General features: G+C 70.1%; 9 protein-coding genes. 8 read left to right on the top strand and 1 reads right to left on the bottom strand.

The features are described from left to right. Positions 1-54 precede the first annotated feature (54 nt). Positions 55-378, bottom strand: coding sequence for a transposase (locus ACGF13_RS13900; protein WP_392873399.1), 324 nt, complete (start codon positions 376-378; stop codon positions 55-57). Between the two features lie 176 nt (positions 379-554). On the opposite strand from ACGF13_RS13900, the gene ACGF13_RS13905 reads away from it, so the two are divergent. From ACGF13_RS13905 to ACGF13_RS13940, 8 genes are all read left to right on the top strand, one after another. Then, the gene (locus ACGF13_RS13905) at positions 555-752 is read left to right on the top strand and encodes a helix-turn-helix domain-containing protein (protein ID WP_392874245.1); all 198 of its coding nucleotides are present in this window, start codon (positions 555-557) and stop codon (positions 750-752) included. 343 nt (positions 753-1095) lie between these two features. Further along, entirely contained in the window at positions 1096-2592 is a 1497-nt protein-coding gene (locus tag ACGF13_RS13910; protein ID WP_392873402.1) for an esterase/lipase family protein, read from the top strand. Between the two features lie 16 nt (positions 2593-2608). Then, the gene (locus tag ACGF13_RS13915; RefSeq protein ID WP_392873404.1) at positions 2609-6886 is read left to right on the top strand and encodes a hypothetical protein; all 4278 of its coding nucleotides are present in this window, start codon (positions 2609-2611) and stop codon (positions 6884-6886) included. Positions 6887-6914: 28 nt separating this feature from the next. Then, entirely contained in the window at positions 6915-8336 is a 1422-nt protein-coding gene (locus tag ACGF13_RS13920; RefSeq protein WP_392873407.1) for a HEPN domain-containing protein, read from the top strand. A 168-nt stretch (positions 8337-8504) separates the two neighbouring features. After that, positions 8505-9317: a TnsA-like heteromeric transposase endonuclease subunit gene (locus ACGF13_RS13925; protein ID WP_392873410.1), complete on the top strand. Its 813-nt coding sequence runs from the start codon at positions 8505-8507 to the stop codon at positions 9315-9317. Then, the gene (locus ACGF13_RS13930; RefSeq protein ID WP_392873413.1) at positions 9314-11587 is read left to right on the top strand and encodes a transposase; all 2274 of its coding nucleotides are present in this window, start codon (positions 9314-9316) and stop codon (positions 11585-11587) included. Before ACGF13_RS13925 ends, ACGF13_RS13930 begins: the two co-directional genes overlap by 4 nt. Continuing rightward, complete coding sequence (locus ACGF13_RS13935; RefSeq protein ID WP_392873416.1) at positions 11584-12870, top strand: AAA family ATPase; 1287 nt, start codon at positions 11584-11586, stop codon at positions 12868-12870. The genes ACGF13_RS13930 and ACGF13_RS13935 overlap by 4 nt, the downstream gene beginning before the upstream one ends. Beyond that, the gene (locus ACGF13_RS13940) at positions 12870-14813 is read left to right on the top strand and encodes a TniQ family protein (protein WP_392873418.1); all 1944 of its coding nucleotides are present in this window, start codon (positions 12870-12872) and stop codon (positions 14811-14813) included. The genes ACGF13_RS13935 and ACGF13_RS13940 overlap by 1 nt, the downstream gene beginning before the upstream one ends. Positions 14814-15146: the final 333 nt, after the last annotated feature.

A 15146-nucleotide genomic window follows, 5' to 3' on the forward strand; every position in this document is an offset into this window, starting at 1 on the left:
AAGTGCGCAGGATTCTCGGCAGCGGCTGCTGCCGCGCAGACTTTCACCGTTGGATCAGCCCACTGATTTTCCGTGCTCGATTTCGGCTGCGAACAGTGCGGCAGCGGACCTGAGAATACCATTAATCCTGCGAAGATTGGCATTCTCGGCCTCAAGGGATTTGACCCTCGCGGACTCTCCAGCGGAATCTTGTGCGACGGGAGCCGGGCTCGGGGCCGCCTTGTTCACCCAGTGCCGGAGGACTTCCGGATGAATTCCCAGGAAGTCCCCGACCTCCCTGACGATCCCGGACCTGCCCGGCTGGTCACGCTTCTTCTCGATCACCAGTTGGACTGCGCGCGCGATCAGCTCATCCGGGTACTTCCTCTGGGCCGGCATGGCGCTCCTCTCAAAGAGCCAGCTCCGCCAGCGGCCTGGCCTCGGGTTGACACATCTGAAGCAACAGTCAGCGCCGATTATGCACAGCTGTTCATGGCAGTCAAACGGGTGCCAATGTTCGAGTCGGGTTCGTGTCGCCACCCGAGCCCCCGGACCCTCAGCTTCATGCCTTCGGCATGCACGTGAGGCGCCTGCGGGAAGCTCGCGGACTTAGTCTCGAAGAGCTGGCTGCCAGAAGCGGTCTGAGCTTCCGCGGTGTCGCCTATATCGAACATGGGCGAAGAAACCCAAGCTTGACCACCCTGCTCAGCCTTGCGAGGGGCCTCCAAGCGGATCCCTCTTCTCTTCTTGTCATCTTTGATGCGGAGAATTAGCGGGCGCCGGAGAAAGCTTCCTGCGGCCAGGCAGTCAAGAATGGCCGCCAAGAGGAGCGGTAAAACTTGCCGCCCCGGATCGCCCGAGCATCCGCGCTCAGCCGATCAATGCACTACGGCGTTCGATCAGAACGGTGTCGCGCCAGCGGCCTTGGTGGCGGGCGATGCGTTCGCGCGCCAACCCCTGGCGGCGAGTCGGGGAGCAGAGCCGTTCCAGCACATGGCGGCTGGGCGTCCGGACGGAGCTCTTCCTCGGTGAAGCCGTACCCGGGCTGTTGCGCTCCTCTATCGTCTATCGTCGGACGGCATGGGGACAGTGGGGGCTGACGGGTCGGGACACGGGGTGGCGTTCGCGGGGGTGCCGCCGGTGTTCGACGACCGCACCCGGGACGCCTGCGTGGTGGTGCCGGGCATCATGGGCAGCGTCCTTGAGGACACCGCCACGGGCCGCCCGCTGTGGGGCGTCGATCTCCCGATGCTCACTGGCGCGCTGAGCGGGGAGGCCCTGTTCGCCGCCTTGCACGCGGACGAGCGGGAGCAGGCCGCCGACGCCGACACCGCCCGGCGGGCGCCGCTGACCCGCATCCGCGCCACCGGGCTGCTCGCCAAACCGTGGTGGCTGCCCGTCTTCCAGGGCCTCGACCCGTACCGCGAGACGACCAGGGCCCTTCAGGGGGTCGCGCTGGCGCCGGAGGCGGTGGCGCCGTTCCCCTACGACTGGCGTCTGGCGGTCTCCTACAACGGCGCGCTGTTGGCCCGTGAGGCCCGTGCGCATCTGGAGCGGTGGCGGGAGCGGGTGGCGGTGGTGCCCGGGTGGCGGGCGGCCGGCGAGGCGCGGCCGCGGCTGGTGTTCGTAGCGCACTCGATGGGCGGGCTGGTGGTGCGGGCCGCATTGGAGCAGGACCCGGAACTCGCGGCCGACACCAGGGCGGTGGTCACTGTCGGGACGCCGTTCCTGGGCTCGGCGAAGTCCGTTCTGGCGCTGAACCTCCGCCACGCCCAGGCGAAGCCGGAGCGCCTAGCGCGGCGGGTGCAGGCGATGGCGGCGACCCTGCCGGGTGTCCATGACCTGCTGCCCGGCTACCGCTGCCTGGACCGCGGTCTGGATGTGGAGCGTCTGACCGCGGGAGATGTCGCCCGGTTCGGTGGCGACCGGGACCTGGCCGCCCGCTCGCTGGCCGAGCGAGCGCGCCACCGTCGGAACGGGTTCGTACTGCCGGGTCACCGGGCGGTCGTCGGCGAGGCCCAGCCGACCGTGCAGACCCTGAAGGAACAGCACGCCGGCCTTTCGGTCGTGGCGGGTCGCCACTACGCCTTCGATGTCGGCGACGACGGCGAGCTCGTCCGCGACCCGGCCACTGGCATCCCCGCCCGTCGTGACGCCTCCGGTGACGGCACCGTCCACATGCCCTCCGCCCGTTCCGGCATCGACGCCGTCCACTATGTGTTCGGCCAACACGGCACGCTGATGTGCCACGACGAGGTGCTGCGGCAGATCCGCCGCATCGCGCTGGAGCGCCCGCAAGGTGCGAATCTCGGCGACGGCACCGGCGACGGGCCGGGCCTGGAGACCCCTCACCTCGGCGGGACGCTCGGTCAGCCGCTCACCCTCACCGCTACCGGCCTCGACACTCCGGCTGGGGTGAGTCTGAGCGTGCACTCGGCGACCACCGGCCGCCCCGGCCACCCCCTGACCCTGCGCCGCGACCTCGATCGCACGGACGGGGTCCTGTCGGCCTGCTTCACCGCGGACGCCCCGGACCTGTACCGGGTCACCCTGGATACCGGCCGACACACGCCCCTGACCCAACTCGTCCTCGTCACCCCGCCCGACGCCTGAACCCGGCAGCCCACCCATGATCACCCCCACCGCAGCAGGTGACACCCCGCCCTCAGACAACGGCCACGACACCGCGGGAGGCGCCCCCGAAGGCGGCGGCATCGAACTCTTCCCAATCAACTTCACCTCTTACCAGCACGATCTCCTGCCCGACCTGGACACCGAGACGCACGTGCGAGCGATCACCGACCTCCTCGCCCCCTACGGCGTCCACACCACTCCGTGGACCGTGTCGGCGGACGAACGAAACCGGCAGGCAGTCGAGGAGCGGCTCGGCACCTGGAAGCAGCACGCCGCACCCAGCGGCAATACGGTGCTGTACTGGGTCGGCCACGGCAGCGCGGACCACCTCGCCCACCACCGCACCTCGGCACCCATCGACGACGGCGTGACCCCGCAGGAGATCGCCCGCGCGATCGGCAGCCGCCGACTCCACCCCGGCAACGCCGACAGCTGGGCAATCGTCATCCTCGACGCCTGCTTCTCCAAGAGCTTCGCCCGAGCCGTCCACAAGGAACTCTTCACCCATTACGACGACGCCGCCCGATACCTGCTGCTGTCCACCGCCGCCAAGGGATACGCCGAACTCGGCGCCTTCGCCGAGGCCCTCGGCCGGGCCTTGCACACCACGTTCCCCACTCAGCGTGTCATCGGCCTGTCCGCCCTCGGACGCGCACTCGCCGGCCGCCTCAGCGGATTCGTCGACGACCTCACCATCGACGACGACCGCGATCAGCTGGTCCGCCTCGCCCCCACCGCCGCGGCCTCAGTCTCCGCGCCGCTGGACCAGCTCGCCGAACTCCAGGCCGTCATAGACCAGTTGCCCGTCGATGAACAGCGGCACTTCATCCCGAAGGCGTCCGGCGCCGAGCTCGGCGAACTCGCCTGGTATTTCCACGGCCGCACCCTCCAACGCGACCGGATCCTCCGCTGGCTCACCACCACCCAACGCGGCGCCCTGGTCGTCACCGGTCCCGCCGGCGCCGGGAAATCGGCCCTCCTCGGCCACATCCTCCTGCACACCAACACCCGTCTGCGCGACATCCTCATCCACCACAGCCACCTCCAACGCCTCCCCGCTGGAACCCCCTGCCCGGACGACCCATTCGATCTCACCGCCCACCTCGCTGGGCTTACTCCGGCGCGCACCCTGTACCTCATCGCCCGCGCCGCCGGCCTCACCGACCTCGCAGACCTGGCCGCTGACGGACAGCCCCCCGCCGACCTCACCAGCCGCCTCCTCGCCGCACTACGCGCCCGCCAGGAGCCACTGACCCTGCTGTTCGACGCCCTCGACGAAGCCGAACAACCCCTCGTCATCGCCGACCAGCTCCTGCGCCCCCTCGCCGCCCTCCCCACTATCCGCCTGATCATCGGCACCCGCCGCTCCACCCGCGAAGGCCCCGACCAACCAACCCCCGACGACACCGACCTCCTCGACACCCTCCGCCCCCGACCGGCCGAGGCCGACAGGGGCCAGGTGGCTGACCTGCAGTGCGTCGAGGTGACACAGGACCCGGAGGCCCTCGCTGGGTACCTGCGCGCAAAACTCCACTCCGCCAAGCGCCGACACACCCTCGACGCCGAAGACGACCACATCGAAGAAGCCGTCCAGCGCCTCATCGTCGACCACCCCCACAACGGCGCAGAACCCCAGCAGTTCCTCTATGCACGCCTCGCCGCCCACGAACTCCTCAACGACCCGGACCTCCTGGCCGACCCGAGCCCGTTGATCGGCCGCACCCACCGCCAACTCTTCACCCGCGCCTTGGAACGCCTCCACCGCACTAACCCCCACTACACCCCCCTGCTGAATGCCCTCGGCCTCGCCCAAGGCCGAGGCATGCCCGACCAGGACGGCATCTGGGCCACTGCCGCCGACGCCCTCGCACCCGTCCCCGCCCAGACCCGGGACAGCATTTCCGGCCTGCTCCGGGACGCTGCCCCCTACCTCGCCCTCGATCAGGAACACGAACAGAGCGTCTACCGCCTCGCCCACCGCACCTTCACCGAACACTTCACCACCGCCGCCGACACGGGCCAGGCCCACGCCGCCATCACCACCGCCCTGACCCGCCACACCCGCGAGAACCTCCATCAGCGGGTTGCGCCTGACACCACGTCGCAGCCCACGGACATCAGCCCCTACATCCGCCGCCACCTCGCCACCCATGCCCGCCTCGGCCACACAGCCGCAGCCCTGGAGACCCTCGCCAACCACCCGGAGGTCCTCGACGCCCTCGACCTCACCAGCATCACCACCAACGCCCTCCACCACGGCATCGCCTCGAACGTACTGCCGCCCGCCATCGCCGGCACCGTCCTCCTCCAGCACCACGCCCGCGGCACAAGCCCCGACCATGGGCCCGGCACCGCCACCGCATGGCGCCGCTGGTGGCGCCGACTCGGCACCACCTACATCCAAGGCATCGTGCCCCCCAATGAGCCTCACCCCCACAGCAACACCCCTTGGCCCCCCGCCCTTACCTCCGGCGCCGTCCGGGCACGCCAACTCCACCTCCAACTCACCGGCCACGCGAGCGAGGTGTGGGCGGTGGCGGTATTCACCGCGCCCGACGGCACCCCCCATCTCGCCACCGGCGGTGCCGACGGGACGGTGCGGATCTGGAACCCCGCCACCGGCACCCAGCAAGGCCAGCCCCTCACCGGCCACGACGGCGGGGTGGGGGCGGTGGCGGTGTTCACCGCGCCCGACGGCACCCCCCGCCTCGCCACCGGCGGCATCAACGACGGGACGGTGCGGATCTGGAACCCCGCCACCGGCACCCAGGACGGGGCGCCCCTCACCGGCCACGACGACGAGGTTCGGGCGGTGGCGGTGTTCACCGCGCCCAACGGCACCCCCCGCCTCGCCACCGGCGGTGCCGACGGGACGGTGCGGATCTGGAACCCCACCACCGGCACCCAGGACGGGCCGCCCCTCACCGGCCACGACGACGAGGTTCGGGCGGTGGCGGTGTTCACCGCCCCCGACGGCACCCCCCGCCTCGCCACCGGCGGCGCCGATGAAGCAGTACGGATCTGGAACCCCGCCACCGGCACCCAGGACGGGCCGCCCCTCACCGGCCACGACGACGGGGTGCGGGCGGTGGCGGCGTTCACCGCCCCCGACGGCACCCCCCGCCTCGCCACCGGCGGCGACGATGAAGCAGTACGGATCTGGAACCCCGCCACCGGCACCCAGGACGGGCCGCCCCTCACCGGTCACAACGACGAGGTGTGGGCGGTGGCGGCGTTCACCGCCCCCGACGGCACCCCCCGCCTCGCCACCGGCGGTGCCAACCGGACGGTACGGATCTGGAACCCCATCACCGGCACCCAGCTGGGCCAGCCCCTCACCGGCCACGAGGACGAGGTATGGGCGGTGGCGGTATTCACCGCCCCCGACGGCACCCCCCACCTCTCTACGGCCAGTGCCGACCGGACGGTACGGATCTGGAACCCCGCCACCGGCACCCAGCAAGGCCAGCCCCTCACCAGCCACGCCAGCAGGGTAGGGACGGTGGCGGTGTTCAGCGCGCCCGATGACACCCCCCGCCTGGCCATGGCCGGTGCCGACCAGCCGGTGTGGATCTGGAACCCTGCCAATGGCATTGAGCGAGGCCAATCCCTCACCGACCACGACGTCATGGTGTGGTCGATGGCGGCCTTCACCACCCCCGACGGCACCCCCCGCCTCGCCACCGGCGGCAGCAACGACGGGACGGTGCGGATCTGGAACCCCGCCACCGGCGCCCAGCTGGGCCAGGTCCTCACTGGCCACACTCACTGGGCATGGACGGTGACAGCGTTCACCACCCCCAGCGGCACACCCGTCCTCGTTACGGCAGATTCCGGGAGGTTGTGGATCTGGAATCCTGCCACTGGCACCCAGCTGGGCCAGGTCCTCACCGGCTACACTCACGGGGTTCGGGCGGTGGCGGCGTTCACCGCGCCCGACGGCACCCCCCGTCTCGCCACCGGCGGTGCCGACGGGACGGTGCGGATCTGGAACCCCGCCACCGGCGCCCAACTGGGCCAGCCCCTCACCGGCCACACTCACGGGGTTCGGGCGATTGCGGCGTTCACCGCGCCCGACGGCACCGCCCGCCTGGCTACGGCCAGTGAAGACGGGGTGTTGCGGATCTGGAACCCCCGCACACGAACAGGGCACGTGCTTCCCCTGGCGGATCGAGCCTACGACCTTGGAGCGGGCCACGGCTTGCTCATCGCAAGCACCGCAACAGGCCACCTCGTGATCGATGTGTCGTCCGTACCCACCCGCACAGCATGACCGCCAGGACAGTGCCTAGGCTGCCCCCATGATCCAGTCACGCAGTGGTGTTTGGTGGACCGACGACGATCCCAGCGTCCGAGTGCCCGGCACACTCTCTCGGACCGCCGACCAGTGGCAGTTGGACCTCATCGGTACTCTGCGGGTCAATCACCAGTGGAGCGACAGTCTTTCCCTTGTGCCGCCGGTGACCATTTATGGCGCTTGCTCGGGACGCCGATTCACGCTGCGGGTCAGCTACCTCGTACGCACAACTGGTCCAAGTTTTATGCCGAATGAGGAAGACCGGGCAGATAATCAGTTCTCCCAGACCTGGATCGGGTCCAGCCTCCTGGCTGGCGACGCCCTACCCGAGGCGACGATCTACACTGGCGCTACTTTCGAGCTGACCGGACTATCGGAGTGGTGGCCGTTCTCTGGCATCGCGCAGGACACCCCAATCGGAGAGCCGCTCGGCTACGGACAGCTGGAACCAACCGTCGCCAAGTGCGACAACGGGATGGCCGTCACACTAGCGGCAATGGGCAGCGAGAGCGCCAGTCGGCGGGTTCGCTCTTTGAGTGAATACGTCGTCGTGGGAGTTGAGCGTGATTCAGGGTTCACGCTCGAAGAGCTTATGGAGCAAGCAGTCATACCACTGCAATCGCTTCTCGCAATCACTCTTGACCGCACTGTCGAGTACTTTAATTTGCGGCTTCAACCGCGCCGCGAGACCAGCGCGGAACATGAGGCCTTCGATGACTACATGTCGATCTCCTTCGACCCTGGGGTGATAGACGAGGATGTCGAGCGGGAGTCGATCGGACTGGATCCCTTCTTCACGGCGAAGGACGTCCAGGCGGCAGAGTTTATCGCGAACTGGATCGGGGTTGCTTCGCGCGCTGTCGTCCCGGTCGCCGTTGCCTCATCCCGCAGCCGGATCGGCTCACTCCAAATTGGAGTTGTGGAAGCGGTAAACGCCGCGGAGTCGCTCCACCGGGAATTTCACCCCGAGCCGCCGCCCTCGAATTTCGCAGAGAAGGTCGACAAAGCACTGAAGAGCGCCGGCGGATTGGACAGCAAGGAGCGCAGAAAGGTCAAATCAGCCGTAAAAATCACTGAGGTGAGCCTGGAGTCGAGGCTCCTGGAGCTCACCTCGGAACTGGGCGAGGAATTCTGCCTCTGGTTCTATCAAAGGCAGGTTAAGGAGTGGGCGTCGGTTTCGGCTGCGGTTCGCAATGCGCTTAGTCACGGATACCGCACCACGCACCGAGTCGAGCATGACAGGGGAGCCCTGAACGGCGTCCTTGCCATCACGCTGGCGACTATCCGACTGAGGCTCCTGACGGAAGCCGGCCTTCCGAAGGATTACGAGCTCCAGAAGATTCTTACAAGAAGCCGTCGACACCTCGCCCTGATGCGACAGTCGGTGGCCGATTGGCGCTCACTGCGGGCTTCCATGGGCTCCTAGCTTGGGAGTGGTGGCGGGTCGCGATCCGTTCTGCATCGATCACGATCTGCCGCCTCCTGCTCGAATTGGTGGTTCTTGCGGAAGGTATCGGTCGGCTTCGGCGTTCCCGTGTTGCCACCAGCGCTGTGGTGGTCGTATGGCCTGGTGGGAATGCCTGTGGTGCCATTGGTGGGTTCCGATTCCTGTGGCCTGAACGATCTGCTCGACCCATTCGAGGAGGACACAGCCGCGCAAGGGCGTCTGGCGCTGAGCGGTGACTGGCTGCGACGGTGGGTTGGATCGTGGCTGATCGGCGACGGTAGGGTCTCGTGGCCACTGAGGGACATGGCGTCGGTGCCGCTGTTCGCTTCGCGTCCAGTACGGCAGTTCACTTGGCGTGCCCGGCAGAAGCATCGCCCCGGCCTGCAGTTCATGGTGTCGACTGGCCGGCAGCACGGGTTCGAGTCGCTGGAGGAGCAGCGATTGCTCCTCGCGCTGGATTTCGTGGGCGTTGTGGAGGTGCTGCCGCAGCCGTTCGAGCTGGACTTCGAGCATGCGAGCGGGCGCGGACGCCATGTCCCGGACTTCCTGGCAGCCCTGGCTGGCGGCGAATTCTGGCTGTTCGACGTACGGCCGCGCTCGCTCGTGAAGGAGGACGACCTCCTGAAGTTTGCTGCGGCCCGGGAGGCTGCGGCGGCATGCGGCTGGAATTACAGCGTGGTCACCGGCTGGAGGCCGCACGTCCAGACCGCTTTGGATCACCTGTCGTCCCAACGCCGGCCGCTGGATGACCGGCTGGGCCTTGAGGCCGAGCTGCTGGACACGGCCCGCCGAGGATCTGTGCGGTTCGGCGATCTGGTGGCGACGACGAGTCTGCCAGTGATTGCCCGAGCGCACGCCACCCATCTGCTTTGGCACCGCCGGCTGGGGACAGATCTGGGGCGCCCTCTCGGTGACGGGTCGCTGGTCTGGCCGGCCACAGACCCGGGCGGGGCACCGTGACAAGCGGGCGGGGGCCGCTGGAGCTGAGCCCAGGGGCGGTGCTGGTCCTCAACGGGGTCGAGTGGACGGCCCGTGCGGTCGAGCCGCAATTTGGGCGCCTGGTGCTGGAGCACGCGGACGGCCGGGTGGAGACCCGTTCATTCAGGTGGCTCACCGGGCACCTGGACGCACGCCTCGCCCCGGCCCCGGGCCCCGCCGCCGGGTCCGGCCCGGCGCCGGAGGCGGCCGGAGTCCAGCCCCAGTCGCTGTCGGACCTGACCGAGGACCAGCTACGGCGGGCGGTGAACCGGGCCGAGCACGTCCGGGAGGCGGTCACGGGATTCCGGGAGGGCTCCGCGGAGCGGGCCCGACCGGGTGAGCCTCGTGAGGCATTCGACCCCGCGCACACCACGCTGACCGACCGTCGGCGGGCGAAGGTCGCGGAGGTGGCGGCGATGGACCCGGCGGAGGCCCGGCTGCTGGGCTTGTCCCGCCTGGGTCTTCGCACCCTTCAGGGGCTCTCGACCGTTGCCCCGCAGGATCTGGTGCTGGCCTGCGCGGACGGCCGGTGGCTCCGCCGGCGTGGTGGGCATCGCAGCGTCACGGAGGAGATCCGGACAGCGATCTTCGCGGTCCGCGAAGAGTGCGCGGGCCGGTCGCGGATCAGCATGAGCGCCAAGCACCGCCTGCTGCACCAGTACGTCCGCGAGACGTTCCCGCAGTTCCCGATGGAGAAGGTGCCGTGCCGGCACACGCTGGCGGCGGTCTGGCAGGAGTGGTTCGGGCCGGAGGGCGGGCGGCAGCGCTACGTGAGATCGGCCGCTGCGGCGGCCGAGGCCGGGGCGGGCCGGCGGACGGTGGTCCACCGGCCGGGGCAGGTGCTGGCGCTGGACTCGACGCCGCTGCCGGTGAAGCTGCGCGAGACAGTGTTTGGTGAGCCTGCGGACGTGACGCTGACGATCGCGCTGGACCTCTATACGCATTCGGTTCCGGCGTTTCGCCTCACTCCGAAGGGCGAGCGGTCGGTCGACGTCGCGATGCTGCTGCGGGACGTGATGCTGCCGCTGCCGATGCGGGCAGGCTGGGGCGAGGAGATGCTCTGGCCCTATCCGGAGGTCCCGTCCGAGATCGTGGCCCAGTTCGCGGGGCACGAGGTCGCGGCGCTGCCGTTCTTCGCCCCGGAGACCGTGACGACCGATCACGGCGGTTCCTACAAGAGCCACGACCTGGTGGCGGCCGAGCGGGAGCTGGGCTGCAACGTGCTGCCGGCGCGGGCGCTTCGGCCGACCGACAAGTTCGCGGTCGAGCGGGCGTTCTCCTCGTTCAAGACGCTGCTGTTCGAGCACCTGCTCGGGTTCACGGGCACGGACGTCGCCGACCGGGGCACGGACCCGGAGGCCGAGGCGGTGCTGACGGTCGAGCGGATGGAGCACCTGATCGCGGCCTGGATCGTGGAGGTCTGGCAGCGGCGGGAGTTGGGCGAGTACGCGCCGGCCTGGGGTCCGGGCGAGCGGCACAGCCCAAACTCGCTATTCGCGGCCGCGATGGACCAGGGCGGGTTCAGCCTGCGGATCCCGGATCCGTCGCTCTACTACCGGCTCCTGCGGCGGCACCACGTCAAGGTCCACCCACGGCGCGGGGTCAAGATCCTCGGGCTCTGGTACTGGGGGGACGTCTTCACTGCCGACCGCTACCAGCGGCCTTCCGAGCGGGGCGGGCGGCACGCGGGGAAGTGGGTGGTCAGCAGTGACCGGCGGGACCGGCGGGCGGTGTTCTTCCAGGACCCGGACAACCATGATCTCTGGCACACCCTGCGCTGGAGCGGCCTGCCGCCGCAGGGCGAGGTCCCGGCGTTCTCCGACCGGACCGCTTCCGAACTGCTGGCGGGGGCGGCCCGCTCGGGGCTCGCGCCCTGCTCGGACGCCGAGCTCCTTCCGGCGCTGCTGAAACTGCTGGGCGATGTCACCCCGGTCTCGGCCTGGCCGAGCCGGGCGGGCAGGAAGAAGCGCGCCGCCCGGTCCGGCGAGCAGGCCCGGGCCGCGGCGGCCGCGGCGGACCGGCCCCGCCCCGAGCCGCCCGGGCCCGAGCCCGGGCCGAAAGAGCTGCCCGAGCCCTGGCGGGAGCGGGAGCGGGCCGTCCGCAAGGAGGTCGACGCCGACCGCCGGCGGCGACGGCGGTCGGCGACGGCCACGGGGCCGACCGCGCCGCCGCTGCTGGACGATGCGCTGCGGGGCGGCCTGTTCCTCCTGCCCACGGCCGTCCCGGACAACGAGGCATCGGAGAGCACGTGAACCAGCCGGCACAGGACGACGATCTGCGGGCCCGCTGGCCGTCCCGCGAGCGGATCGCGGAGCTGATCCTGCGGCCCCGCCCGCACCGGGACACCTTCGAGGGCTGGCAGGACTTCCGTCGCACCCGCGGCCGGCTGGCCCTGCCGCCGCGGCTGGAGTTCCGGCAGTGGCAGACGCTGACGCCTGACGCGCGGTTCGACTACGACATCTACCGGCGGCTGACGAACGTGAACTTGCCGCTCCAGCAGACGCCGATGGCCGCGAAGGTGACCCGGCTGATCAAGCGGCGCCTGCACGGCAACACCTACAAGCAGGACGATCCGACGCTGGCCGGGGTGATGGTCAGCGGGTTCGGCCACTACGGCAAGACCGCCAGCGTCAGCGCGGTCTGCGCGGCGTTCGAGGACTCCTGGCTCCAGTTGCACGGATTCCTCAATCCGGCCTCGGTGCCGGGGACGATCGACCTCCACGCCCCGGTCGTGTTCGTCTCCACGCCGGTGACGGCGACGCCGAAGAGCACCTGCGCGGCGATCCTGCGGTTCTTCGGCGCCGACGTCCGCAGTTCGGCGACGCTGCCGAATTTGGTGCGGCTCGTCGCGGACTCGCTGCGCGACCACGGGGTCAAGGCGCTGGTGCTGGACGACATCAGCCGGCTGCGGATGCACCGCGCCGACGACCAGGACGTCCTCGACCTGATCCGGGCGTTAATGAGCCTGAACGTCACCCTGATTCTGACCGGGGTGAACATCCCCGGCACCGGCCTGCTGCGGGAGGCCCGCTGGAACGAACGGGCACGGCAGTGGGTGATGCCGCCGCTGGAGTCCGCGCGCGTCCACGGCCTGGAGGTCACCCAGACCGAGCACCGGTTCGAACTCGTCGAGATGGACCGCTTCCGCTACTCGACGCCCGAGCAGATCCAGGCGTTCGTCAACCACCTGCACGGCATCGAGGTCCACCTGCGGCTGCTCAAGGCCAAGCCGGGGATGCTCACCGGCGGCACCATGCCGGAATACCTCATGCGCCGCACCGGCGGCGTCGTCGGCCTGCTGGGCCGGCTCCTGGAGGACGGCTGCCAGGAAGCGATGGACAGCGAGCACGAGGTGATCGACCAGCGTCTCCTGGACGAGATCGTCATCCGCCGCGAGAATCCGGACCTGGCCCCCGAGGAGATCGCGCCGCAGGAACCGCAGGCGGCCGCAGCCCGGCCCGCCCGGCGCCAGCGCGGGCGCAACACCGTCTTCGACGACACCGGCCCGCAGGCCGCGGCCGGGGCGGCGGGCTGATGACGGCGCCTTCGGACCCGTTGCCGCGTTCGCTGGCGCCACTGGCGGACGAGAGCCTTCCCGGGTTCCTGCTGCGGCTCGGCCACCGCCTCGACCTCGCGCCGGGGTTCGTGGCCTGGCGTCTGGGCCTGGCCGGGCTTCGGCCGATGACGACCACCGCCCGGGCCGGCCACCTGTTCATGCTGGAGGCCGACCGGATCCGGCACCTCTCACAGGCCGCCCGGATCTCGGCCGAGGACGCCCAGGGGCTGACCCTGCGCTCGCTGGTCGGCCGCTATCCGCCGGTGACCCACGCGCTCGTCCCGCCGAAGGACCCGGCCAGCACCCCCCGGCCGCTGCACCGCTTCCCGCCCGGCGTCCTGGTCAGGGACGGCCGCTACTGCCCGCGCTGCCTGGCGGGCGACGGCTCACCGGTCCAGGCCCGGCACGGCGGTCCATGGCGCCGGCGCTGGCGTCTGGCCGTCTCGTTCGCCTGCCTGGAGCACCGGGTCCTCCTCCAACACACCTGCCCGCGCTGCCGCACTGCGCCAGGCACGGGTGATCCCGACCGGCCCGCGAAGCTGCTGTCCTTCCCGGGCGGCACCGGGCTCCACCCGGCCCAGTGCCGGGAGGAACACAACGGCGGGGCCTGCGGGCAGCGGCTTGACGACCTCACGCTCGCGCCCGGCCCCGGAAGCCTTCCGGCCGGCCTGGCCGCGCTCCAGGCCCGCATCGACGGCCTCCTCGCGCCGGGAACCCCGGACCGGGCCTGTTTCGAGGCGTTCGCGGACCTGCACCTGCTGACGACGCTGATCCTCGCCGCCTGGCCGGCGGCCGCCCCGCTGCTGCCGCCGGACCAGGCGGAGGCGGTCGAGGCGCACGTCGGCTCCCTGCGGCGGCAGGTCGAGAAGCTGCCGGAGTTCCGCCACCGGAACCAGCAGCTGTCCTGGATGCTGCTGCCTGCGGCGCCGCTGGGCGCTGCCGCGGTCCTGAGCGTCGCCGCCCAGGCCCTCGCGCTGCCGGGGCAGGAAATGACCGAGGCAGTCGGGCACCTGGCCGCGGCGGCTCCGAAAAAGCAGTCACTCCAATGGGGAAAGACCTGGAAGGTCCTCCTGCGCGAAGCGTCGGGCGACTGCCGGTCAGCGGTCGAGGAGGGCCTGCCCTGGGACCTGCACCCGAAGCGCCGCGTGATCAAACCGGCTCCATCGCAATGGGCAAGGTTCCGGACGATTCCCGCGTTCCTGGCCATTCCCGTCGAGCGACTCGACGGATATTCACCGGAATGCGTTCCACAGGAGATCCCCGAGAAATGGTTCAAGGAATTCCACATCGGACCACCCGGCCCGGCGCTTCCCGCGACGCGCAGGCTTCGCCGGGCGATTGCCATTCATCTGGTCAGGGCGGCCTCTGGGATAGATTCCCAGGAGGCCGCGAACTTTCTGGGGATCCCGGCCGCCTGGGGGCTCCTGGAGATGGCCGGGCAGCAGTCCTCGTCGGGCCCTGATGACAGGGAGGCCGAGTTCGTCGAGGGGATGAGACGGGTTGCCCGATGCGCGGCCGGGGTTCTGCCCGCAGAACGGGTCGACTACCGGGAGCGGCGCCGATACTTCTCCGGCTGGCATTTGGAGCGGGAAGTCTATTTCGGATTCCTCGACCACTACACCGCAATTCTTGACCGTCGTCCGCCGGCTTCGCGGGACCGACTTCACGAGGCTCTTTCGGCAGTGATCTGGAGCCGCCTGACCGGGAGTGAATTCCCTCTCGCCCCCTGCTTCTATCCGCCGTTCTCCGAGGCCGGACGACGGGTTGATGCGGGAAATCCTGAGAACCGACTGGCCTGCACGGTCGCCCAGGCGAGCGGACGTTCTCCCTACGCGGTGCTGCTGCCGCTACTGGAACAGCATGAGCGAGAGCTGCTGACCGGATTCCAGAACGGAGCAGGCACCACAAGCCTCGCAAACTAGCCCTCTCCAACTCTCGCAAACTATTCATCTCAACTGTGGGACAGCCTGCGGCGATCGACCCCAGGACTCGCAAACTAACGGTCTCGGTCACAGCGGCTGCACGGCTCGGCAGCCCCTGGCCTCCCCACGGCACCACGGGCACCCACCGGCCGTACGAGCCGACGGCCAGGTGAGCCCGCGGTACCGACGAACCCCCTCGCCGGGGTCGAGGCCCCCAGGGGCAGGCACGAGCCCTCCTACGGCCCGGGGCCTGCCCGGGGCAGGGGGCGGGGGGGATGCGGGGGGGGGGCGAACGGCACGGGGACGAAGGGGGGGGGGGGTTGGCGGAGGGGA

The organism is Kitasatospora sp. NPDC048286 (genome assembly GCF_043201735.1).
In the GTDB taxonomy this organism is placed as follows: Bacteria; Actinomycetota; Actinomycetes; order Streptomycetales; family Streptomycetaceae; genus Kitasatospora.